This window comes from Enterobacter cloacae complex sp. HYC042_NIDB, from assembly GCF_056673315.1.
Genome location: NZ_CP109650.1, coordinates 2,738,039 through 2,759,371, shown reverse-complemented (window position 1 = coordinate 2,759,371; position 21,333 = coordinate 2,738,039). Strand labels below are relative to the sequence as shown.

Annotated in this window: 27 protein-coding genes and 1 pseudogene; 24 read left to right on the top strand and 4 right to left on the bottom strand. The window is 49.0% G+C overall.

Annotated features, from left to right (window positions below; genetic code table 11):
* Positions 1-60: 60 nt before the first annotated feature.
* Positions 61-303, bottom strand: a complete 243-nt coding sequence (locus tag OKF39_RS13285) for a DUF4060 family protein (protein ID WP_020882485.1) — start codon at positions 301-303, stop codon at positions 61-63.
* Positions 304-341: 38 nt separating this feature from the next.
* On the bottom strand, positions 342-1,427 hold the full coding sequence (locus OKF39_RS13280) for a RecT family recombinase (RefSeq protein ID WP_028013346.1): 1,086 nt from the start codon (positions 1,425-1,427) through the stop codon (positions 342-344).
* A 76-nt stretch (positions 1,428-1,503) separates the two neighbouring features.
* Between OKF39_RS13280 and OKF39_RS13275 the strand changes: the two are divergent.
* From OKF39_RS13275 to acuI, 6 genes and pseudogenes are all read left to right on the top strand, one after another.
* A pseudogene (locus OKF39_RS13275) lies at positions 1,504-1,665 on the top strand (YdaS family helix-turn-helix protein); the annotation flags it as partial.
* A gap of 4 nt (positions 1,666-1,669) precedes the next feature.
* Entirely contained in the window at positions 1,670-2,221 is a 552-nt protein-coding gene (locus OKF39_RS13270) for a toxin YdaT family protein (protein WP_028013343.1), read from the top strand.
* Positions 2,222-2,305: 84 nt separating this feature from the next.
* Positions 2,306-3,223: a replication protein gene (locus OKF39_RS13265; protein WP_028013342.1), complete on the top strand. Its 918-nt coding sequence runs from the start codon at positions 2,306-2,308 to the stop codon at positions 3,221-3,223.
* A complete protein-coding gene (locus OKF39_RS13260) occupies positions 3,220-3,906 on the top strand; it encodes a replication protein P (RefSeq protein ID WP_048254461.1) in 687 nt (228 codons plus the stop codon). Before OKF39_RS13265 ends, OKF39_RS13260 begins: the two co-directional genes overlap by 4 nt.
* 276 nt (positions 3,907-4,182) lie before the next feature.
* Complete coding sequence (locus OKF39_RS13255) at positions 4,183-4,632, top strand: carboxymuconolactone decarboxylase family protein (protein WP_014832179.1); 450 nt, start codon at positions 4,183-4,185, stop codon at positions 4,630-4,632.
* Between the two features lie 965 nt (positions 4,633-5,597).
* Positions 5,598-6,581, top strand: a complete 984-nt coding sequence (gene acuI / locus OKF39_RS13250; protein ID WP_028013340.1) for an acrylyl-CoA reductase (NADPH) — start codon at positions 5,598-5,600, stop codon at positions 6,579-6,581.
* Positions 6,582-6,632: 51 nt separating this feature from the next.
* Here the strand turns inward: acuI and acuR are convergent, their stop codons facing one another.
* Positions 6,633-7,289: an acrylate utilization transcriptional regulator AcuR gene (acuR, locus tag OKF39_RS13245; protein ID WP_479983026.1), complete on the bottom strand. Its 657-nt coding sequence runs from the start codon at positions 7,287-7,289 to the stop codon at positions 6,633-6,635.
* A gap of 271 nt (positions 7,290-7,560) precedes the next feature.
* Positions 7,561-8,742 carry a diguanylate phosphodiesterase gene (locus tag OKF39_RS13240; RefSeq protein WP_028013338.1) on the bottom strand — a complete coding sequence of 394 codons (1,182 nt, stop codon included), beginning with the start codon at positions 8,740-8,742 and terminating at the stop codon, positions 7,561-7,563.
* Positions 8,743-9,230: 488 nt separating this feature from the next.
* On the opposite strand from OKF39_RS13240, the gene OKF39_RS13235 reads away from it, so the two are divergent.
* From OKF39_RS13235 to OKF39_RS13150, 18 genes are all read left to right on the top strand, one after another.
* The gene (locus OKF39_RS13235; protein WP_028013337.1) at positions 9,231-9,680 is read left to right on the top strand and encodes a VOC family protein; all 450 of its coding nucleotides are present in this window, start codon (positions 9,231-9,233) and stop codon (positions 9,678-9,680) included.
* Between the two features lie 365 nt (positions 9,681-10,045).
* The gene (locus OKF39_RS13230; RefSeq protein WP_028013336.1) at positions 10,046-10,270 is read left to right on the top strand and encodes a DinI family protein; all 225 of its coding nucleotides are present in this window, start codon (positions 10,046-10,048) and stop codon (positions 10,268-10,270) included.
* A gap of 105 nt (positions 10,271-10,375) precedes the next feature.
* Complete coding sequence (locus OKF39_RS13225) at positions 10,376-10,618, top strand: hypothetical protein (protein ID WP_224065701.1); 243 nt, start codon at positions 10,376-10,378, stop codon at positions 10,616-10,618.
* Positions 10,619-10,657: 39 nt separating this feature from the next.
* Positions 10,658-11,260, top strand: coding sequence for a DUF1367 family protein (locus OKF39_RS13220; RefSeq protein WP_025913039.1), 603 nt, complete (start codon positions 10,658-10,660; stop codon positions 11,258-11,260).
* Entirely contained in the window at positions 11,260-11,466 is a 207-nt protein-coding gene (locus OKF39_RS13215; protein WP_072032019.1) for a hypothetical protein, read from the top strand. The genes OKF39_RS13220 and OKF39_RS13215 overlap by 1 nt, the downstream gene beginning before the upstream one ends.
* Positions 11,467-11,468: 2 nt before the next feature.
* Positions 11,469-11,750 carry a DUF1364 family protein gene (locus OKF39_RS13210; RefSeq protein ID WP_028013335.1) on the top strand — a complete coding sequence of 94 codons (282 nt, stop codon included), beginning with the start codon at positions 11,469-11,471 and terminating at the stop codon, positions 11,748-11,750.
* The gene (locus OKF39_RS13205) at positions 11,747-12,103 is read left to right on the top strand and encodes a RusA family crossover junction endodeoxyribonuclease (RefSeq protein ID WP_479983025.1); all 357 of its coding nucleotides are present in this window, start codon (positions 11,747-11,749) and stop codon (positions 12,101-12,103) included. Before OKF39_RS13210 ends, OKF39_RS13205 begins: the two co-directional genes overlap by 4 nt.
* Positions 12,100-12,237, top strand: coding sequence for a YlcG family protein (locus OKF39_RS13200; RefSeq protein WP_000801961.1), 138 nt, complete (start codon positions 12,100-12,102; stop codon positions 12,235-12,237). Before OKF39_RS13205 ends, OKF39_RS13200 begins: the two co-directional genes overlap by 4 nt.
* A complete protein-coding gene (locus OKF39_RS13195; protein ID WP_028013333.1) occupies positions 12,237-13,070 on the top strand; it encodes an antitermination protein in 834 nt (277 codons plus the stop codon). The genes OKF39_RS13200 and OKF39_RS13195 overlap by 1 nt, the downstream gene beginning before the upstream one ends.
* Positions 13,071-13,274: 204 nt before the next feature.
* Positions 13,275-13,586 carry a hypothetical protein gene (locus OKF39_RS13190; RefSeq protein WP_028013332.1) on the top strand — a complete coding sequence of 104 codons (312 nt, stop codon included), beginning with the start codon at positions 13,275-13,277 and terminating at the stop codon, positions 13,584-13,586.
* A 125-nt stretch (positions 13,587-13,711) separates the two neighbouring features.
* Entirely contained in the window at positions 13,712-13,903 is a 192-nt protein-coding gene (locus tag OKF39_RS13185; RefSeq protein WP_028013331.1) for a hypothetical protein, read from the top strand.
* A 1,080-nt stretch (positions 13,904-14,983) separates the two neighbouring features.
* Positions 14,984-15,286: a hypothetical protein gene (locus OKF39_RS13180; protein WP_028013330.1), complete on the top strand. Its 303-nt coding sequence runs from the start codon at positions 14,984-14,986 to the stop codon at positions 15,284-15,286.
* The gene (locus OKF39_RS13175) at positions 15,286-15,822 is read left to right on the top strand and encodes a lysozyme (RefSeq protein ID WP_028013329.1); all 537 of its coding nucleotides are present in this window, start codon (positions 15,286-15,288) and stop codon (positions 15,820-15,822) included. The genes OKF39_RS13180 and OKF39_RS13175 overlap by 1 nt, the downstream gene beginning before the upstream one ends.
* Positions 15,819-16,337, top strand: coding sequence for a hypothetical protein (locus tag OKF39_RS13170; protein ID WP_028013328.1), 519 nt, complete (start codon positions 15,819-15,821; stop codon positions 16,335-16,337). The genes OKF39_RS13175 and OKF39_RS13170 overlap by 4 nt, the downstream gene beginning before the upstream one ends.
* Before the next feature lie 388 nt (positions 16,338-16,725).
* Complete coding sequence (locus tag OKF39_RS13165; protein ID WP_050590030.1) at positions 16,726-17,139, top strand: Ivy family c-type lysozyme inhibitor; 414 nt, start codon at positions 16,726-16,728, stop codon at positions 17,137-17,139.
* A 451-nt stretch (positions 17,140-17,590) separates the two neighbouring features.
* On the top strand, positions 17,591-18,580 hold the full coding sequence (locus OKF39_RS13160; protein WP_479983024.1) for a terminase small subunit: 990 nt from the start codon (positions 17,591-17,593) through the stop codon (positions 18,578-18,580).
* Positions 18,558-19,865 (top strand): terminase large subunit domain-containing protein, encoded by a 1,308-nt coding sequence (locus tag OKF39_RS13155; RefSeq protein WP_049136388.1) that lies wholly within the window; start codon positions 18,558-18,560, stop codon positions 19,863-19,865. The genes OKF39_RS13160 and OKF39_RS13155 overlap by 23 nt, the downstream gene beginning before the upstream one ends.
* A 1-nt stretch (position 19,866) precedes the next feature.
* Positions 19,867-21,255 (top strand): DUF4055 domain-containing protein, encoded by a 1,389-nt coding sequence (locus tag OKF39_RS13150; protein ID WP_182033718.1) that lies wholly within the window; start codon positions 19,867-19,869, stop codon positions 21,253-21,255.
* Positions 21,256-21,333 lie beyond the last annotated feature (78 nt).

The following is a 21,333-nucleotide window of genomic DNA, read 5'->3' as shown; positions in this document are numbered from 1 at the left end:
CACCTCAGGTAACCGGCATGAGTATAGATATGCCGGTCCGTAGTTGTTGATATTTCAGTTTCAGTTTGCTTGGCCGGGCAGGGAGCGTAGTCGGCGCATGCCAGTCATTGCTGTGGCCACGTAGCTTGCCTTGCAGTTCACTACCTCGACCCAGACCTTCACGCCTTCCACTCTCACCGTATAGGTCTCTTTCATCTTGCTGCGCCCGTAGTCACCATATCTCTGCTGGTGGGCTGCGAGTGCGATTTCACATGCCTGGCGAGCCAAAGGGGATTGCTTACTGCCTCGATTAATCAGTCGCATTTCTTCTCCTTGAGGGAGGGTTTCCCCTCCCGATCTCGTTAGTCCACGTATTCCGGTTTCATATCCGCCAGAGTGATGCTGAACTGACCATGCAATTCATCGCCCAGATGACGTTTAGACGACGCAAGAACGCGCTCTACCTCTGCGAACCGCGCAGCTGCATCGGGTTCATCTGAAGGTGGCAAGGAATTGATGGCTGCTTCGACTTTGTTCCGTGCATCAACCAGGTAATAACGCTTCACGGCCTTGTTTTTCAGCTCAGTGAACAGGGCAGAACCCAGCGTTGCTTTCACGGTTTCAATATCTGCGCGCAGAGCTTTAGCGCTATCCACATCCTGAGCCGCCTCGATGCGGTCGCGGAAATCATCAGCTAGAGCATCGATGTTTTGTGCCGATTCATGAGCCGTTTGAGTAGTAGTGACGTTGTCACCTGAAATATCAGCGAGGCTAACGTGCTGCGCTGGTGCGGGGTTTACCTCTCGTTCTTCACGGCGATCATCGAGCTCATCCGGGGTGTAAACGCCCAGAATCACATCCGGGCAGAACAGTCTCGCCCAGCGTTTGACGGCCAAGTACGCCAGCTGCTGGCGTGGGTCGTCAGCCCACAGGGTAGAGTTTCGGGTTCGGGCCTGAGCCAGCAGCAAATCGAGTTCTCTTGGCTGATCTTCGCCTTTAAGCGTTGCGCGGATAATGATGCCGATCCCGGCTTCGTCAGCCAGGGTCCAGCCCGGGACGCGGTACTCGCCTTTGTCTCCTTTACGGATATGGAATTTTCCAACGACCTTTTCCCATGGCCCGTACCACTCATATTCAAAACGGCTGGCCAGCACGCCGCTGCGCGAGATGACGGCATTAACCAGTTGCGCTTCGTACCCGAGCACACCGTTAATAAGGTGCGTTTTCTGCGCCACGGCAAAGGGATTCATCTGCCACTGTGCCGCTTGCATTGCTACAGCCATGCAGTCGGCCTGGTTGCCCTGCAGGTGCTTAGGAACAGTAGCGGTGCCTTGGGCCATAATCTGCGCGAACGTGCTGATGGCGTTCAGATACTGGGAATCGAACAAAGCCACGTTGGAGTTAATAACGGTGTTCTGGTCAGCAACGGTAACGTTAGTGTTATGCATAAATCCCCCTTAAGCCTGAGCGCGCAGCGCTTCGAGGCGGCGCAGGTCGAAGTCGTTCAGTTCATCGGTGTAAACCGTAAGCGCCATGACTGTTAGTCATTGGCGAAATCGATATCAGGGCGTCGTCCCGGCAGATCGAGTTTTGCAAATTTATGGGGTTACCGGCGTAACTCCGCACGAGTTGCGCCCAGATCTCTACCCAAACCCAACAGACGGTTTACCCAAACAGGAGCCTTAACAAAATGCAGACTGTTTCATTCCAACAGAGTAACAGAGCTTCCTCTAATTCACTGATATTCCAGTGTCATCAAAGCGAATCGGCAGTGAAGGATATCGATCATCGCGATATCTGCTCGGCGGTACGAGCTTGGGCGGCGGCAGAAGGGCGCGTAGCTGTAGCACTTCAAATCCAAGAAGCGGCGGAAGAACTTCAACTTGATGACGTGGATTTCTCAGGCCAGGCCGATGTCTGGAACGTGAAGCTGTTCCGCTGGCTCGACAACAAAGAAGACTCCGCATCGTACCGAAAGAACATCGAACAGCTGGTGCCCGCGATCATGTCCGTATTACCGCTTCGATACCGCGACCGTGTCGTTAAGAACGACTCGTTTGCCTACCGGATGGCCCGGCTGGAAAAAGAGGTGAGTGAGGCGAAGCAAGCTTTGATGCTCGATGCACCGAAAAAGGAAAAGCTGAAGGAGTTAGGAGAGGGGATTTTCGAAATGTTCAGGATCGATCCGGACCTTACGGCTCCACTGCTGGCGATGGTCACAACCATGCTGGGGGCAATGTGAAGACTTCAGAAAAGGCGAAAGCCGGTCTGCGCTAACAGAACCGACTTTCAGGTGCAAAAACGGAGTGTAATTGCGGAGCTAAGTATGTCAAACACAGCTGAAATTATCAATTTCCCCAACAGAACTGAACAACCGGGAGGTCGTATGGCCGACCTGTCGAACGGGTATACCAAGGTCGCTAACGAAATCCAACAGCTCAAGCCTCGTCTGAGAATGTCAGGCCGGGAGTGGCAGTGTTTTGAGGCGGTGATCTGGCTTACCTACGGCTGGAACAAGAAACAGGACCGCGTTACGAACACGGTGATCGCTGAGCTTACAGGGCTGAGTGATTCGCATGTTTCTGATGCGCTGAAATCGCTCGCAGAACGCAAAATTATCTTCAGTCAAAAGCAGGGAGTGATGAAAACTGTCGGTATAAATACTGACCTTTCCGCCTGGGTTTTAGACAAACCGAAAACGGGAAAAGTCTTCCCGAAATCGGGAAAAGTGTTACCGAAAACGGGAAAAACCTTCCCGGAAACGGTAGACACCCAAGACTATAACAAAAACAATATTAAAATATCCTCGTCTCGGAATTCTGACGAATCCCGAAACCAGAAAACTCAAAAGTTTCTCTCTCGTCATCCTGAAGCTGCCGCCGGGATATACACCCCTGCAGGTAAATCATGGGGATCCGCTGACGACCTCAAGGCCGCTCGCTGGATTTACGAAAGGCTTCTCACCGTCAACGCTTCGCTATCCGAACCAAACTGGGCTGAATGGGCAAACACCATCAGGCTGATGCGTGTTCAGGACAATCGTACTCACTACGAAATCTGCGACCTGTTCCAGTGGGCCAACAGGGATGAATTCTGGAAAGACAATATCCTGAGCCCTTCGAGTTTGCGCAAGCAGTGGGATCAACTCACAACCAAACGGCTGCGCGCAACCGGGGCGGCAAAGTCATCGCGGGGCGGCGTTGACCTGCATAACACCGACTGGATTGACGGGGTGCTGGAATGAAAAATCTTGCCGAGAGCATTCGCAATTTTGACAGGGAACAGGCTCGCCGCGTGGCGCACAACATGCCTGAGCAGTACACCGAACGCGAACAAACGCAGCAGGTGGCTCAGATTATCAACGGGCTGTTCGTACAGCTGGCAGCCGCGTTCCCGGCAAGCTTGGTTAATCGCAGCCAGGAAGACGTGAACGAGATCCGCCGTCAGTGGGTGCTGGCCTTCAAAGAAAACGGGATCACCACTCTGGAGCAGGTTGAAGCCGGCATGCGCATGGTGCGCCGTCAGGAACGCCCATTCCTGCCTTCGCCAGGCCAGTTCATCAAGTGGTGCAGGGAAGGGCGCTGCGTGCTGGGGATCACCGTCGCTGATGTGATGGCCGAATACTGGAAGTGGCGCAAGCTGGTGTTTCGGTACCCGAGCAGCGAGCAATATCCGTGGCCGAAGCCGGTTTATTACCACATCTGCCTTGAGCTGCGTCGCCGCGGAACTGATGGCCAACTGAGCAACAAAGAGCTTGAGCGTGAAGCTGGAGAAATACTGGGTATGTGGGAAAAGCGGGTGCTGGCCGGAAAGCCGATTCCGCCTATTCGTCGGGCGTTGGCTGCGCCAGTTGATCCGAAAGGGCCGACACCGGCGGAGCTTTTGAAAGCTAAATATCAGCGGATGAAAGCAGATGGCAGGGCATAGTGAGGAAATGGTCTGTTATGAGCGAGAAGCGGACTCTACCGTGGATTTTATCAACACTCAGGGATTGCTTTTAAAAATTGTTATCCAGTTTTACTGCATGAGGTATCCCATAATTGTCCTACCGTTTTACTCATTTTTTGTCTCTTTTATCTATGACATCAATGGTTAAGATTACAACGTCTGAGCAGACGTACTAATTTAAATTCTGTCATTCAGTCGTAGCGATTCTGTGAGGAATCTTTTTATTTTAAACAACTCAAAAAGGTGGAAATAACGATGAAGCGTCCAAACTGGTTTCAAGTTTCCGATAAAGGTGGCAAGGCTATAGCAGCGCTCCATCATTACGCCACTACTGGTACAGGTTTACCTGCCGAGCTGATCCATTTAATTTTTTTAAGAGTTTCCCAGATCAATGGTTGTGCACACTGCATAGATATACATACTCGCGATCTTATCAAGAGTGGCATGTCCGTCGAAAAGATTGTATTGGTGCCTGTCTGGCGAGAAGCTACCTATTTATTCTCGGATATAGAGCAAGCTGCCCTCTCATGGGCGGAAGAAGTTACCCGTGTTAGTGAAACACATGCTTCCGATGAAGCATATTCCGCAGCGCTTTCTGTATTCGGTGAAAAAGATTTGGTTGAACTTACCATTGTTATTGCCACCATGAATGCCATTAATCGTATGGGTATTAGTTTTCGAATGAAGCCGCTTGCTAAAGCTTGACAGATGTAAATAGCTCCCATAAGGGACTCTGGAGCTATATTAAAGTCTGCTTCTGGCACACAAATGACATCCCAGCCTGTGCATGACCGTAAAAACTACCTTCACTTGATAAGCCGCTTCGGGTTATGACGAGGCGCTTGTGTGACATGCTGGAAAACCAATTTAGGCGTTTACTGAAAGCCTGGTTGTCCTCAAGTGAAACGACCCTTAGAAATTTCTATGGCGAAATAATCACATAAGTCTTCTCCACGTGTGTTATAAGCGAGTTTGAAATCGCCACCACTGGCGGTTAAGAGGCATCTCATGAAACTACGCATCACAAGAGCAATCGGCCTCAGCAAGTTCTCGCCACGTTGGGTTAAGGTTATCTGTTTACGGTTGACTAAAAACGATATTGAGCGCTCCCTTAACGCTCTTCTGGCCACAATCGATGAATCTGAACTTACCCCTGAGCAAGTCAAAGCATTAAGGGAATGCATTGACAGAATTAACATCGCAAGGGGGAAGGGTATGAAGGCGTGAGCACGTTTGATTAAAGGTAAGCCAACACTGTATTTGCGCGGCGCGTTTGCTGCGCAAGTATCGCTGACCGTTCGATACCAGCTGAGCTTTTAAAGCCAAATTTAATTGGATCAATGCTGGTGTGAGGAGATAGAGATGAACTGGTTCCTGTGAGCGAAAATGAGGCCAACAATCCAAGCCTGCTGGGTTTACCGTTATCAACTGAGTACTGAAGCATTGCCTTTGCACCCGCCGGATCCGCTTACATTTCCCTATGTATTAGTTTACCCACCTCCAGCTTGACACTGATCAATTATGACTGCGTTAAGCCTATGAAAAAAGTAATAAGTCTTGAATCCTGACAAAATACCGGGATAGTAGGATTGATTATTAGACGATCGGTCAATATTATTTGTACATGACTTAATTACTGAACGATAAACGCCCAAATAGACGAGGTGAAAGTGTTTAAATCTTTATTAATAAACAAAGCAGATGAACGCTACAGTGCGCAACTTGTTGAAATTGCTGAAAGTGAGCTGCCGCAGGGGGATGTTGAGGTAAATATTGAATATTCCTCCATCAACTACAAAGATGCGCTTGCCATTACGGGCCGAGGCCCAATCGTCCGACACTTTCCAATGGTGCCAGGCATTGATTTTGCCGGTACGGTGTCCGCCAGTTCACATCCTGAATATCAGCCCGGAGATAAGGTTCTACTGACAGGCTGGGGTGTAGGGGAAAAACACTGGGGTGGGCTGTCTGAAAAAGCACGAGTGAAAGGCGACTGGCTGACGCCGCTTCCGGCAGGCGCAAATAGCAAACACGTCATGGCTATCGGGACGGCTGGGTTTACCGCGATGCTGTGTGTCGACGCGCTGCTCAATCATGGTGTTAAGCCTGAAGATGGGTCCGTACTTGTTACCGGTGCCAGTGGAGGTGTCGGTAGTATTGCGGCCATGATCCTTTCGTCTATGGGCTTCCATGTGACCGCTTCTACCGGTCGGCCGGAAGAATCCTCGTGGCTATATAAAACGGTCGGGGTGAACGACATCATTAACCGTGCTGAGCTTTCAAGCCCGGGCAAACCGTTACAAAAAGAACGCTGGGCTGCTGCCATTGATACAGTCGGCAGCCACACGCTCTGTAACGCCTGTGCAGGGGTCCGCTATGGCAGTATTGTTGCAGCCTGTGGCATGGCTCAGGGTATGGAGTTGATGGGAAATGTGGCTCCGTTTATTCTTCGTGGTGTTACGCTGAAAGGGATTGATAGTGTCATGTTCGCGAAAGAGAAAAGAGCGGCGATCTGGCAGCAGGCGTTAAAGCATTTACCAGAGTCCAGGCTGGATAGCCTGACGACTGTATATCCGCTAAGTGAGGCCATCACTGTAGCCGAAAAACTTCTGAATGGCGGAATTCGCGGTCGAGCGGTAATTGAATGTAGCTAATTATAGATACGGAGTTGCAGATCGAACGAGGGGCCGCTAACGGCTCCTCTTTTACTGTACTTCAGTTGCTTCCTGCGACGACTGGTAACGGACAGATGTTTTGAAATAGTTCCAGAAATCGTACACAGGTTGGGTTGAACTATAAAGTTTGGAACGCATAACGGCACCCTCCCAGCCACTCCAGAAAATTGCTGCCAGTTGTTTGTCGTTCATTTCGGAGCAAATTTCGCCTGAAGTTAGTGCATCGGACAGACAGGAAGCAACAAGTTCTTGCCAGCTCTCAAGAACATCTTGTAGCTGCTGGATAAAGGATTGTGGCAGTCCCGGACTTTCCTGCATCATATTTCCAACAAGGCAGCCTCGGGTAAAATTGTACTTTTTAATCCCGTTGCAGGCATCGTGGATAAAATTTTCCAGCCGTAACATTGGTTCGCATAAAGGTTGATGAAGGTGTTTTTTAAGTTTATGCTCGAAGAAACTGTCATAGGCATGGAGGACGGCCTGCGCATACTCCTCTTTGCTCTTGAAGTAATAATAAAATGAGCCTTTAGGCACACCGGCATTTTTGACAATGGCATCGACTCCAGTTGCAAGAAAACCATTCTGCGTCAGCAACTCAAGACCGCTGCAGATCAGATCATTACGAGTATCTGCATAGGTGCTCTCTGTTTTCCGTGGTCTTCCCCGTCTGCGGATTTCACTGGTCATGGCTCTTCTCCTACATGTTTAGCGGCAAAGAATAAGTGATTTTGCCTAACAGCTACAACCAGTTTCACCTCGGCATTTTTGAAGGGCACCATTGCCAACTACAAGTCTCAATACCGTCTTACTTAACTCAACTGCAGCGCATATGAGCGACCTTGCTGTCCCTCATGTCAAATTTTATTAGTGAGTGCAGCAACGAATTGGCTGCGCCCGCTTTGTGTACTTATCGGACATTACACTTTGCTTATCACAGAAGAATGTCTCAAGTTTCATTTTAACATTCTTTAAACTCATTAGATTCTGGCCAGAAGATCGTCAAAGATCCATTTTTATCATATTTTGAAAAAAGATTGCCCTGGAAGCAAAATATCCCAGCGGATTCTAACCACATCCATTCTTCTGGTTGTTCGACACCTGTTGCACAAATCCTTATCTCTAAAAGTTCGCCGCAACGTATTAAGCTTTGCAGTATCGCCTGTTTGGTACCGTCTTTATGTATGTTTTGGATTAGTTGAGGGTGTATTTTTAGCTTCTCAGGCTGAAATTTTGAAAGAAACAATAAACCTGCATTTCCTACACCAAAGTCATTAATAGCAACGCTTAAACCGCAACTTTTGAGTATCTGCACTGAATGCGCGAACTCATCAATTTCAGGGATTATTTCGCTCTCTGAAAACTCAACTATAACTTGTTCTGGGTATAAGTTACTTTCTCTGATGTAATCGAGCAATATCTCAATCGCATTAGGTACCCTCAGTAAGGTTAAAGGCAGGAGTGTTATTGATACTCGTTGTGAAGAGGTAATGAAACTCCCTGCGATTTTTAACAAATCTCTCTTCGATTCCAAATCAAAAAATAAATTATTGGCTTTTATATCGTCTTTATCTGATTTTGCACTCAAGACAAAAGAATGAATTTGAGCAGCCAGAGGGTCTATAACTGCATGCATGTCTTCGATAATATCGGGATCAACCGATGATACATTTATTTGATCGGATGAAAAAAACCAACTGTATCTATCAGGAAGTTCATAATAGCTGTCTGTCTCAGCAGAATCTATAAATGTACGGAAAAACCGTAATGCTCTGTCGTTGTAAAGCAATTTATGTTTGGTTGTTCCACGTTGAAGAACCCTGTCCAGACACTCTTCTTTACTGAATAGTCTTATATCAATTAATTCCATGCCTGAGCGACCAAATCGTCGATAGGGGGCATAATCGGATAAGAGTTCTACAATGTTAAAGTGAAGTGCATCCATACAAATTTTTTTATAGATTTGCCTTACAGCGGTTTCATCTCCTTCCAGAAGCTGGAAGAAATGAACGCCATTAAAAAGTAAAACACCAGTTACCCCCGCACGTTCATTTCGGGAATTGGCTTCACTAACCATGTCAACTATGGATTGAATTGGTGTATCAGCTCGCAGGTGGCTTCGGTAGATGAGAGTGGTAAGCATAGTTGCACACTTTAAAGGATTTTCTACTAAAGTAGCATGCGAAAGGTCAGTTAGTGCTATTTTACTGAAAAAATTTACAAAAAAGAGTTCTGTGACCTTAAAATTGTCTATGAAGGGTAAAATGCTTCACAAAAAAACCAATCAATAAACGTGGTTAAAGCCCGCGAGATATGTTTGGCTCTGCAACATCAAATCGCCTGGTGTGCACACGTGATAAAGTAAAAATTAATTCTAAGATTGTGGTAGTAAAAATGATTACATGGAGTTTCGAATGGTTTTTATTGCGGCTTTAACTTTATCTTTTCTTCTGTGTGTAGCGGGCCTTATCTTCATTTTGCTGGAGTTAGTTAGCATAGGCTGCAACCCTGAACGACATTGAACAATACGTGCAAGAAATCCAGCAAAATCACTGATTGAAAGTCTCTTGACCTCACGTTAACTTGAGCTTTTAAAATGGCGATTCTGTAGATAGTTAAAGGATTAGCCTAATGAAAGAGATTGATGTCGGTTTTACGCACGTTGCGTTTGTTGTTAGAGATTTGGAAAAAAGTATCGATTTTTACGGCCGTTATGCTGGCATGGAAGTCGTACACAGGCGAGAGCCTGACCTTCCGGAGGCACGTAAAGTCGCGTGGTTAAGTGACCTAACTCGCCCTTTTGCGCTTGTCCTTGTCCAGGTTGATGCTGTGGCTGACACCCCTTTAGGTAATTTTGGTCACTTGGGAGTAGCTTGTTCAAGCATTGAAGAAATCGACAATAAGGTAGCGATGGCCAGAATGGAAGGCTTCTTGCGAAAAGAACCGGTTCAGGCAGGGGAACCGGTAGGTTATTATGTCTTCTTCGCTGATCCTGATGGTAACACACTTGAACTTTCTTATGGTCAGAAAGTCGGGATCGAGGCTTTTCGTCATTATGATACAGTGCCTGCATCTCAGTAAATTTCGATAACCGGTTGGATTACATTACGCTCTGGTAATGTTTCATATCGTTTTAGAGCTTGCTGATTAATTTGTTGCTAGTAACAGCAAGCTCCATATTAGCCTTTACAGATTTTCATTTTATTAATCTCATTTCTAAGCCACAATTTAGTAGCGAAACTGCACCAAACTCTGCTGAAATCTATTCAACATAACTATTGTGTAGACCTCCAAATCTGAGATCTGCCCCATATCGTACTTAAAACATATACCTGTAAGCCTGCAGGCGATCCATCCTTATAACACTCTTTAATCGTTGCAAAATCCGTAAGATATGTTTATAAATAACCTGTATATGCATACAGTTGTTCATTGCGGAGGGAAAAATGAAAATCGAGTTAACCATTGATCGCATGAAGAAACTTCCTGTTGGAGCTATACCTGCGCTCGAGTCAGAACTGCTCAAAAGACTTAGCAAGCAGTTTGATGATTGTCAGTTAACGATCAGGCGTGCCAGCAATGATGGGCTGACTGTTTTCGGAGGCGATAAGAAGGAGGTCGAACATATCCTGCAGGAGACCTGGGAGAGCGCGGACGAGTGGTTTTATTAATCGCGTGAATTTCACTGGAGCAGTTTTAAAGAGTATCGCTGTTTGCGTTCCCCTGGCTGTTCCCGATTACTGTTTACCGCGTCATAAGTCGCTCTGGGGGAAAAAGTGTGTAGTGCAGATGCCTTTAATGCAGATGATCAATGGTACGACGTGGTCAGAAGGGCCGATAAAGCAGTTATCTATAGCTTCCCGGCGGAAGGGAGATATCTGGTTTATCGAGTAAATGGAATAGTTTCATTAAGACCGTTACTCGAAGAGGAAGAAATCTTCACTCTGAATGGGTTTATGCAATTTGCAAAACGGCTGGGGTACCGAGTTACACCACCGTCTGATATTATTCTTTCATAGGCCTGAACACCCTATACCTGATGCGCCACGGAGAGAACCATGGCGCTAGAATTACAACTTATCAAACACCACTCAGGAATACTGATCCCGGCTACGCCCGAGACCAGCGATATTCTGCAATCAAAAACCCGGCTCGGCGATGTTCTTGTTGCCGAGTTCAGGCGGGTACGTAACCCGGCATTCCATCGGCGCTTTTTCGCGCTTCTCAATCTCGGTTTTGAATACTGGGAACCAACCGGCGGGGCTATCTCGAGTAACGAGCGGAAGCTGATCACCGGCTACGCCAAGTTCCTGGCTTCTTATGGCGGGAATGAGGGGGCGCTTATCGATGCTGCCGAGCAGTATCTTGAGCAGGTTGCTTACCGGCGCGTCACGAATGGCATTAGCCTGTGCAAATCCTTCGATGCTTACCGCTCCTGGGTGATCGTCGAGGCAGGGCACTTTGATGCCATTCAGTTGCCAGACGGAACACTCAAAAAGCATCCTCGCAGCATCTCGTTTGCCAATATGGACGAGCTCGAATTTCAGCAGCTCTACAAAGCTGCGCTCGATGTCCTCTGGCGATGGGTCCTGTCCCGTTCATTCCGCAGCCGTGACGAGGCCGAAAACGTCGCCGCGCAGCTGCTTGGCTTTGCGGGGTGATGGCCATGAAATACACCTGGTTTCATCACACCGATTGCAGCACCGAACAGGCCGACGAACTGGTTAAGCGTTACAAAGCTCGCGGGGTACGAGTTGAGCGTAGCCTTAATCAGGATTACGTGACCTGGACTGTCAGTGCGTTCCTTCCGACATCAAATACACCAGCGCGCCCGGACAGCCGCTGGCGAAACCGGATGTGGGGGTGAGCATGGTTATTTATCGCAGCAAAAAATGGCTCGCTGCCGTCGGGCAGATAGAGCGTTGTGTTCTTTGTGGTGCATGGGAAACGCAGGTGGCACACCGGAACGAAGGGAAAGGCATGGGATTAAAAACCGATGACTGTGCGACAGCTGCGCTCTGCGTTTGCTGTCATGACAGCATTGATAACGGGAATAAGCTGAATAGGGAAGAGCGCCGGCAGCTTATGGACCGCGCGATTGTTCTGACAGTGATTGAAGTTGCCCGCCGCGGGCTGGTGGTGCCCGCATGAAAATTTACGAAATTACGCCGATTGGCAAGCCCAGAATGACTCAGCGTGACCGATGGCATAAACGGCCAGCAACAGCAGCGTACTGGGCTTACAAAGAACAGGTCAGGTTGCTGGGCGTCCGTCTGCCGGAGTCTGGATATCACGTCACGTTCGTGATCCCCATGCCAAAGAGCTGGAGCAAGACAAAGCGAGCGCAATATGTCGGCCAGCCTCATCAACAAAAGCCGGACAAAGACAACCTGGAAAAAGCTTTGCTGGATGCAGTGTTTGACGAGGATAGCGATGTTTGGGACGGACGGGTTACCAAAATCTGGGAGGAGACAGGGCAAATCATTATCGAGGTGACCAGATGAAGCCAGAAACGCTTGAGATACTCCGCGCGCGCTGGCAGCGCCTTCGCATTTACCGCTACCGGGGATCGGTGCTGGTGGATTACCGCATTCTTCGTAATTTTGTTCGTATCTATCATTCAGCAGGAGCAGCCTAATGAACCTCGAAAACACCGTGAAATACCACTTCGCCAAGTCGACGCTTATTAGCGACTCTCCGCGCGCCACTGGTTCATATACGCTGACCGGGACGGATGTCATGGCGGCCATGGGCATGACGCAGGAACGGGCTGCTTTGGGTTATAGCGCTTTTCTCGGGAAGATGGGGATCAGCAACAATGACCGTGAGAGGGCGATCGAGTTGCTGGCTCAGTATGCGCTGACCATGTGCGATCGGGTGGCTGCGCTGCGCAAACTGGATGCCGGGGTTAAGCCACTGGTGATGCATCAGTTGGCCACCTTCGCTTTCGAAGATTATTCTCGCAGCGCCGCCAGCGTAAAGCAGTGTGATGGCTGCAATGGGGAAGGCTTTATTGACGCTGAGGTTTTCAGCATGAAGTCTCACACTCCGGCAAAAGAGAAGAAGTTCGTGAAGATGTCTTTGCACATGGGTGTCGAGAATATTCGACCTTCTGAGTATGAGGTGCGTAGGCAGGTCATGGAGTTAGCGCGCGTTCTCTGCCCTCAGTGCAAGGGTAAGAAGGTTGTAAGTTGCGCCTGTAAAGATTGCCATGGACGTGGGAAAGCCGTTAATCAGGTTCTTACTGAACAGCAGGGTGTGCCGGTTCTGGCTGACTGTAAGCGCTGCAGCGGACGGGGGTATGAACGAATTCCATCAACTGAGGCTTACGCCGCGGTGTGTCAGATAACGGATGCAATCAGCCTCGATACCTGGAAGAAGTCTGTTAAGCCATTCTACGACCAGCTCATCACCAAGTTTGATATCGAAGAGGCGTGGGCTGATGCACAGCTTAAGCAGATAACAAAATAGGGCGTTATTTTATCGTGAGCTATTTACTTTTCCCGAATCTGTGGTAATTTTGCTCTAACGATGGGTTGTTGCCTTCGTTTAAAGCCCTGCGGTTAACCCCGTGGGGCTTTTTTATGACGTCAGAATGCATTTTAAACCCCCAAAGAGATTAAATATTATGATAATGTGAATATAAATTCACTTTCAGACATTTAATGGAGGGGTATGATTGTAAGAACATGGCATGGTTGCGTACCAGTACGACACGGTGATGGGTTTGCTGCGCATCTTGAATTAACGGGAGTTAAGCACTCTAAAAGTGTTAATGGCAACCAAGGTGCATACGTACGGCGTGAACGACAGGGAGAATGGGAGCATTTCTTTCTGGCAACTTATTGGCGTGATCTCTCATCCATTAAGGCTTTCGCAGGTGAAAATTACCACGTAGCGGTAACCTATCTAGACGATGAGCAATTTGAGCTTCTTTCTGATCCCTATGTCTTTCAGTTTGAAGTATCTGAGATGAATGAGATCTGATTGAGTAGTTCGGCAACAGTGATGAGGAAGTCCTATCCTCATGACAGAAATAAATCCTAAGTATATTTAACGCCATTCATCTCAACTCAGCAATATACTCATCTCATCATGTTAAGGAGATGATCATGCAAGAAGGTTACTACTGGATTCAGCACAACGGTAGGATTCAGGTTGCTTACTACAGCAATGGCGTTACTGAAGACCTTGAGACGGGACTTACTTTTAATGGTATTTGGCATCTGACACAGGGTGACGACATCTGCGACAACGGAGAGGCCGAGGTGATTGAAGGCCCTCTTCCTGTACCATTTAAATGAATATATTCATTTAATTACGTGGCAGATTCTTCATACTGCACATATGCTTCTTAAGCATCCTGCAGAATGGATGTTTCTGAAAGCGTTTTAGTGGTGGATCCCCCTAAGCGGAGGGGCGGTTCAGCAGGACATTTCTCCAGAGTGTCCAACCAGCGCGCGGGAATGAATGCTGTGATCATTTCCACCGGGAGGCACCCGGCACCACTCCCTCAGTTATTGCCAACTTAGCTATTTATGCCTGCTTGTCCGAGCAGGCTTTTTTTTGCGAATGTTGAATAGTATTGACCGGGTGAATACTTCATGAGTAATTTATGCATGTGGTGAATCCTTTCTAAGCGAAAGGGCGTTCCAGTCAACTGCGCTCTGCAGGTATGCACGCGGCCTTGCTGACTGGGGTAGGGTCACCGGGAGGCACCCGGCACCATGACAACAACAATAAAAGATTAAAATTCCTTGAGAGCCTGCCATAAAACGCAGGCCTTTTTTTATGGCTTGGAAAACTACTGCTACTCTTCAAGTCGTGAGAAGTTACTGAATGCCCGGTGGTTCTCCTGATACTAATGTGAATCAGTCGATACAGTCTCACTACTGAGGTATTGGTTTCACTCACACCTACCTTACAAATAGTCAACTCATTGGCCCGCTTCAAAAGAGCGGGCTTTTTTTCTCTCCATTCAAATTTTCTGAATGGGGTAGCCAAAGAAAGAGGGGGCTAAATGTCTGATCATGTTTCTGGCACTAATGTAATAGCTGGTGGACATTTGATATCTAGCTCAGTGCACAAAAAAAGTGCGGAGAACGACATCAATCTTCTCCGCATGAATAATGCCAGTGCTACCAGCTTGTATCTCTTTTTTCCCTACGAGGATAAGTCATTAACTTAACGCAAATGATAACATTTAAAAACTATGTGAAAAGTTAATTATTTTAAGGGGTTAAATAGCTCTTCTTAAGGATTATTTAATTTATTGCACTTCTCAGGAGAAGGAAGCTGCAGCAGATTTCAATCCTCACAAGGCAGCCGATTGGCGGCCTTTTTTATTCCAAAATCAGCACCCGCACCTAGCGAGGTGAGAGACCATGAAAATGAATGATTCAGGGAACATCTTCACGCAGTTCTTCGCGTGGGTAGCAGCTCTGGCGTCAGCCATTGGATTTACCACTCAGGATCTGGTGTTCATGTTCTTTGGCGCTGCTGGTCTGCTTATCTCGCTAGCCTCGTACATTAACGGGCGGGTAGATGCAAACCGTAGGCGTAGAGAGGATGAGAAGCGAACAAAAATGGTCAATGACTACCTGAAAGGCGTTGGTGATAAACCCCTTCAAGAGCGTCCTGCCGCTGCAAGCGTGGTCGTTGAGGCATTACAAAAGGAAGGTGAGTGATGGGATCCAGAGCAAAGTTGAGTACTGTAGTTCTGGGGCTGGTACTGGCTGGTGCTCCTGCATCCGTCATTCTCGATCAGTTTCTGAATGAGAAAGAGGGTAACAGCCTCACGGCCTACAAAGATGGCGGCGGTATCTGGACTATTTGCCGCGGCGCAACGATGGTTGATGGTAAACCGATTGTGCAGGGCATGAAATTGACTCAGGCCAAATGCAATCAGGTGAACGCCATCGAACGCAATAAGGCTCTGGCGTGGGTTGATCGCAATATTACGGTACCGCTTACCGAACCTCAGAAAGCTGGGATAGCTTCTTTCTGCCCGTACAACATCGGGCCAGGTAAGTGCTTCCCGTCCACGTTCTATAAGCGCATTAATGCCGGTGACCGCCGCGGGGCATGCGAGGCAATCCGCTGGTGGATTAAAGACGGTGGTCGCGATTGCAGTATGACTAAAGGTCAGAAGAACGGCTGCTACGGTCAGGTAGAACGGCGAGACCAGGAAAGTGCGCTGGCGTGCTGGGGGATAGACCAGTGAAAATTAATCCGGGTATTATCGGCGTTGTCATTATTGCTGGCCTTTCGGTTGCCCTCGTTCGGAGCTGCTCGGAGGCCAGTAATCTTCAAAGCGAAAACGACGTTCTGCGAAGTGACAATTCTCTGCAGGGGCAGGTTATCGCTACCCAGGCATTCAACTTCAATCGATTCAATCAGGTTGCAGAACATGCCAATAGGCTCAACTCCCTGATTGACACCAGCACCGAAGAAACCGTAATCGAATACCGGGAGATTCTCCGCCGTGAAAAAACCTGTGATCTGCCTGTTCCTGCTGACATTGCTGGTGGGCTGCTCAAATACGCGCACCGTTTACGTGCCAGCGCCATGCACACCGATTCCAATGGACCTGACACAGCCGATGATCGTGCCGTTGCCACCAACTCCATGACGTACTGCCAGGCAGTATTGTGGATTAAGCCGCTACTGGCTGTAATTGAAAAGGGCAACAATAATTTCGCTGGCATAAGGCAGATCGAGTTGGAAAGAAAGAATTAGGGATGGCTCGTCCTTGAGCACACGGGTATTCCTGAACGACGGCTTTACCTGACATAGCAAAGCACTATTAAATTGTAGAAAAGACTCAATATTTAACAAGCGAAGCGCAGCATTGTAAAAAAATGCCCTCACAAGGAGGGCTACCAGAGTCTCAGTTTCACTTGCTCTTTTTATGGATGTTTCCTTGGAGTTGGCAAACTCCTCATCAGAGTCTTGAATAGTCTGGCAAGCAGTCCGTAATCAACAAGCATAAGCGGTAGCTATTAGGATGATTCTGACTTAATCACTTGGGATAGGCAGTAATATGGAATCCGCTAGCTAACTGTAGGGCTGACATAGTAGCCGATAAGGTATAGTGTTGAGATGTCTTTATGGAGTGAGGATTAACATGAAAGGTAAAGTGATTATCGCTGCTATGGCTTTTGTATCTTTCAGTGCTCTTGCCGACGAGGGGCAGTCTCTTTCTGACTTCGCCAGTGCAAAAAGCACGTCTAAAAGCTACTCCCAGCTGATTAGTAAAAACAAACTACCTGCATGGGTAAAAAGTGGTGGCACGAGCACGCCATCAACCGAAGTAACAGTTGCGGGCAAAAAGTATATTGCGCTGTCAGGATGTAAACCACACAGTTGTCCAGAACAGAATATTGCTGTTCTCTACTCACCTGATAGCGGTGATATCCATGGTGTGTTTTCAGATTTCAATGCAGAAAAGAATCGTGAGACATTGACCTGGTTAAACCTGGATCCGATTGATTCTGATGCGATAAAAAATGCCCTTTTCAATCGGCTGTACGGCAATTAAATAACCCAAGCTTCAAACTGTAATCCACCAGTTTGAAGCTTCTATACACGAATCAATCGTCTCACAGTGTGTTTGTCGCTCACATCGCACCCTCATTCCTCTTAACTTTAGCAATGAATTCCTCTGTGATTGATAGACCCGCTATGATTTCCGAATTTAAGACGGAAGCACCAAATTGGCTTACAAGGTCCAGAAGCGTTTCATATGTCTGGATTAGTTCCATTAGATCGGAAATCACTAATTGGTCATGCTCAGTGCGCAAATGAGACCGGGCAGAGGCTTGATGCACTATCCACTCGAGATTGGCCTTGATTTTCTGTACGTCATCGTAATTATACATATATCATAAGCTTAAATCCTCATTTCAAGATTTCTTTGAGAAAAATACTTCATTGCTTCAAATACTGAAGCTGTGAGTGACGTCTAAAGTTCAATCAGTTTAGAGGTAACAATGGCTAAGCCGGACTGGGGCGAGCTGCAGAAGCGGTTCCTGTCTGATCACGCTGCTACTGGCATATCCCCTAAGGAATGGTGCGAGACACATAACCTTAATTATGTAACTGCTCGCCGCTATATCAAGAAAGCTACTGCGCAAAATACAAAAATTTACGCGCGAAAGATAGTGCGCACTGCGCAGAAAGATAAAAGCGCAAATGTGCTGGTGGATGATGATGGACTTACTGCTCAGCAGCGCTTATTTGTCGCGGAGTACCTGAAGGACAACAACGCCACGGCCGCCGCTGCGCGTGCTGGTTATAGTGACCCAAATTACGGTCGTCAGCTCATAGCGAATCCTAACGTTGCGCAGGCTATTGCGCAGCAGCAAAAAGCGTCCATTGCACGCACGCTTGGCAGTGCCGATGAAGTCCTCGCGCAGATGTGGCAGCTCGCCACCTTCGATGCAAACCAACTCTCACAATACCGCCGCGGCGCGTGCCGTTACTGCTGGGGATTCGGCCATCAGTACCAGTGGCGCGATGCCGTTGAGTTCGAAGAGAAAAGACTCGAGGCGCTTGAGCGTGACAGACGTGAACCCGAAGATTCCGGCGGTTACGGTTACGACCACACCCGAGAGGCCAATCCAGAATGCCCGCGCTGTAATGGTGACGGCATCGGCCAGCCTTATTTCCCTGATACGCGCAAACTCCCGGCTGCTTCCAGGCTCGCATATTCAGGCGTGAAGGTCGGCAAAAATGGCGTCGAAATCACAGCAATCAGCCGTGAGCGCATGTTCGAAGCTGTTATGAAACGGCTTGGCCTAGCTGATAGCGAGTTCGCGCAGCGCCTGCAGCAGATTGAAATCGAACGCCGGCTGCTGGAGGTTGAGAAACTCCGCAAGGAGCTGGCCGGTGATGGTGATGACGATGAACCAACCCCAGTGCAGATCAATATCAACGTAGTGGATGCGAGGGCAGACGATGGGGATCAGCCCGACACTTAACATTCCTCAGGCGCGTTTCCTCGCGATGCAGTACAAATTCAAAGCCTATGTTGCCGGATTCGGTTCCGGTAAGACGTGGGTGGGTTGTGGCGGTATCTGTAAGGGAATGTGGGAGCACCCTAAGATTAACCAGGGCTATTTCGCGCCAACATATCCACAGATCCGTGACATCTTCTACCCGACGATTGAAGAGGTAGCCTTCGACTGGGGGCTGAGCGTCAAAATCAACGAAGGGAACAAAGAGGTTCACTTCTACGAAGGACGGCGCTACCGCGGGACAACCATCTGCCGCTCGATGGAGAAGCCCGGCTCGATAGTCGGTTTCAAAATCGGTAATGCGATGGTGGATGAGCTGGACGTCATGGCGGCTGCTAAAGCGCAGCAGGCCTGGCGAAAAATCATCGCTCGTATGCGTTACAAGGTTGATGGGCTACGTAATGGCATCGATGTAACGACCACACCGGAAGGTTTCAAGTTCGTCTACCAGCAATTCGTGAAGGCGGTGCGTGAAAAGCCAGAGCTTGCGGCTCTATACGGACTGATTCAGGCCAGCACGTTCGACAATGCGAAGAATCTACCGCCTGATTACATCCCGTCGCTGCTGAGTTCTTACCCTGACGAACTGATTCAGGCGTATCTGCGTGGGAAGTTCACCAACCTTAACAGCGGGACCATTTACCACACCTTTAACCGCAAGCTGAATAACTGTTCTGACGAGATTCAGGACGGGGATCCGCTGTTTATCGGTATGGACTTCAACGTTGGGAAAATGGCCGCGATCGTTCACGTAAAGCGTAATGGCCTGCCGCGTGCGGTACGTGAACTGGTGAAGGTCTACGACACGCCGGCGATGATTAAGCGCATACAGGAAGAGTTCTGGCGCTACGAGGACGGTCGCTACGTGAAGAGCCGGGAGATTTACATCTATCCGGATGCGTCAGGCGACTCCCGCAAATCGCAGAACGCCAGCAAGACGGACATTGCCCAGCTTAACGATGCCGGCTTCAGCGTCATCGTTGATGATGCCAACCCGCCGGTTAAAGACCGCATCAACTCGATGAACGCCATGTTCTGCAACGCCAACGGCGAGCGCCGCTATTTGGTTAACGTGCAAAACTGCCCGGTTTATACCGAGAGCCTCGAGCAGCAAATCTGGGCGGCCAATGGCGAACCGGACAAGTCAGCAGATAACGATCACCCCAATGATGCTGGTGGGTACTTCATCGTGAAGGATTACCCGATCGTGAAACCGGCATACTCAATCACCATGGACACCACTTTCTGATATGGCAAACGACGACATCACCTGGGTTCGACCAGAACACCGGGCGGCTTCTGCTGCCTGGAGGAAATACAGGGACTTCTGCAAAGGCGCTGAGGCCGTAAAAGCGGCAGGTAACAAGTATCTGCCGTATCTCGACCCAACCGATAAATCCACGCGTAACCGCAAACGCAACGAAGACTATCTGAGTCGCGCGGTGTTCTACGCCATTGCCGGCAATACGAAGATCGGCATGCTTGGGATGGCGTATCGCAAGGACCCCACGTTTAATGGACCTGAAAAGCTGAAATATCTGTTGGACAATGCTGACGGGGCCGGTACCAGCATCTATCAGCAGTCGCAACTGGTGACCGAGAACGTGCTGGAAGTTGCGCGAGAAGGGCTTTATGTCGATTACGCAGAAGCCTCCGATGAGGCGATCATCCTCCGCTATCCAGCAGAGAACATCATTAACTGGCGGACGAAGCGTATCAACGGGCGCGATCAGCTGGTGCTGGTGGTACTGCGCGAATGCGTAGAAGAGCCGGATGGCTACGCTTACAAGGATGAAATCCAGTACCGCGAGCTGGCGCTGCAGGAAGGGAAGTTTATCTGCCGGGTATGGCGCCGGGCAGGTGGCACCGCAAGCGGTACCTACACCGTTGACAGTGAGTACCACCCTAAGCCGAAAGGAAAGGACTACTGGGACGAAATCCCGTTCACCTTTGTCGGTGCTCAGAATAACGATCCCACTATCGATGATTCACCGCTAGCTGCGCTGGTGGAGATAAATCACGGTCATTATCGTAACAGTGCTGACTATGAGGACAGCGTGTGGTTCTGTGGCCAGGTGCAGCCGTACATGACTGGGCTCGATACAGGCTGGCGCGATCACCTCGAGAAGAAGGGCGTGAAAATTGGTTCCCGATCACCGCTTTTGCTTCCCAAGGAGGGCTCGTTTGGTTATGCCCAGGCACAGCCGAACATGCTGGCTAAAGAGGCCATGGACAGCAAACGCGATTATATGGTGCAGCTTGGCGCCCGGCTGATTGAGCAGAATGCCACGGCGAAGACGGCAACCCAAGCGAGCGGTGAGCAAACATCCTCAACATCGGTGCTCGGTATCTGCGTTTCAAACGTTTCTGAGGCCTATACGCTGGCGCTTGGCTGGTGTGCGAAATACCTCGGCATCAAGGGCGAAACGACGAGTTACACCATCAATCAGGAATTCATCGCGAAGGTTGCTGAGTCGGGCATGGTGATGGCAATCGTCAATGCCTGGCAGTCCGGTGCGCTGCGCGATAGCGATATGATTCGCGCGCTGCAGAAGCTCGATCTCATTGACCCGGCCGACAGTCCGGACGAGGTTATTGATGCGCTTCGCAATCAGGCACTAACGTTGACGGGAGGCTGATATGCCCACCATTAACGAAAGCCTGCGTGATGAATCGATCGCACATTCCGTCTGGTTAAGCCGCTACGCCACTGGCGT